The sequence below is a fragment of the Billgrantia aerodenitrificans genome, assembly GCF_021404405.1.
Lineage (GTDB): Bacteria > Pseudomonadota > Gammaproteobacteria > Pseudomonadales > Halomonadaceae > Halomonas > Halomonas aerodenitrificans.
Genome location: NZ_JABFTV010000031.1, coordinates 1 through 1,443, shown reverse-complemented (window position 1 = coordinate 1,443; position 1,443 = coordinate 1). Strand labels below are relative to the sequence as shown.

General features: G+C 58.8%; 1 protein-coding gene. It reads left to right on the top strand.

Annotation, left to right across the window (positions count from 1 at the left end; translation table 11 throughout):
- Positions 1 to 51 precede the first annotated feature (51 nt).
- Positions 52 to 1,412, top strand: a protein-coding gene (locus HOP59_RS23415; RefSeq protein ID WP_234255746.1) for an IS3 family transposase whose coding sequence is annotated in 2 segments (ribosomal slippage) — positions 52 to 508 and positions 508 to 1,412 — 1,362 coding nt in all. Because the reading frame shifts where the segments join, the coding sequence is not laid out codon by codon here.
- Positions 1,413 to 1,443: the final 31 nt, after the last annotated feature.

Genomic DNA, 1,443 nt, shown 5'->3' with positions numbered 1-1,443 from the left:
TGAACTGCACCCCGAAAGTTGGACACCCAATCCAACCTTCGGGGTGTTTTTATGAGCAATCGATACGATGAGGGGTTCAAGCTGCTGGTGGTGCAGCAGTGTTTGCACGATGACACCAGCTTGAGGGAGGTGGCCCGCCAGCATGGCCTGGACCATTCCCTGGTACGGAGATGGCGGGATAGATACCGTCAGCATGGCGTGGCGGGCCTGCGCAAGCAATACACGCACCACAGCGCGACTTTCAAGCTGCAGGTCCTTGAGACGATGTGGCGAGATGGCTTGTCACAGCGTCAGGCGGAGGCTCTGTTCGATATCCGCGAGCTCGGCGCCATTGGCAGATGGGAGCGTCAGTACCATAGTGGTGGTCTGACTGCACTAGAGCCAAAGCGCAAGGGACGCCGCCCGATGACCAAGAAGCCGCCTTCCCCACCGCCCCCGCCTGATGATGAGCGCTCCCAGGAGGAGTTGCTCAAGGAGTTGGCGTATCTGCGTGCCGAGAATGCCTACCTAAAAAAGCTCGATGCCTTGATCCGGGAAAAGGGGGCGGCGACGCGGGGCAAAAAGCCTGGGCCGTCCAAGGGTTAAGGCATGAACATCCGCTGGCTCTGCTGTTGCGTGCAGCTGAGCTACCGCGCAGCACGTTCTACTACCAGATCCAGGCCTTGGGCGTTGGCGATCGGTATGCTTCGCTGAAGATGCGTATCCGGGCGATCTACGACCGCCACAAAGGGCGCTATGGCTACCGGCGCATCACCGCTGTCCTGCGCCAGGCAGGAGAGACGATCAACCACAAGACCGTCCAGCGGCTGATGCACCAGCTGGGCTTGAAGTCCCTGGTTCGCCCCAAGCGATATCGTGCCTACCGAGGGGCGGAAGGCTGCGCCGCTCCCAATACATTGCAGCGTCGGTTTCAGGCTCAGCGTCCCCATCAGCGGTGGGTGACGGACATCACCGAATTCAAGGTCAATGGCCAGAAGCTTTACCTGTCACCGGTCATGGATCTGTATAACGGAGAGATCATTGCCTTTCAGACAGGACCGCGCCCGGTGTTCGACTTGGTGAAGGGTATGCTGAAGAAAGCCTTTGCCAGGCTGATGCCAGGGGATCGGCCGCTGCTCCACTCGGACCAGGGATGGCATTATCGACATCCCAGCTATCGCCGTCTGGTAGTGGAGCAGCGGATACTCCGTAGCATGTCGCGCAAGGGAAACTGCTTGGATAATGCGGCGATGGAGAGCTTCTTCGGTACCCTGAAGGCCGAGTACTTCCATTTGAACCGGTTTGATACCGTTGAGCAGTTGCAGCGAGGCATTGCCGACTACATCCACTATTACAACCATCACCGGATGAAGCAGAGACTAAAAGGCCTGAGCCCCGTACAGTACAGGACTCAGGCCGTGGGCGCCGGCTGAATGAACCGTCCAACTATTGGGGGTCAGTTCA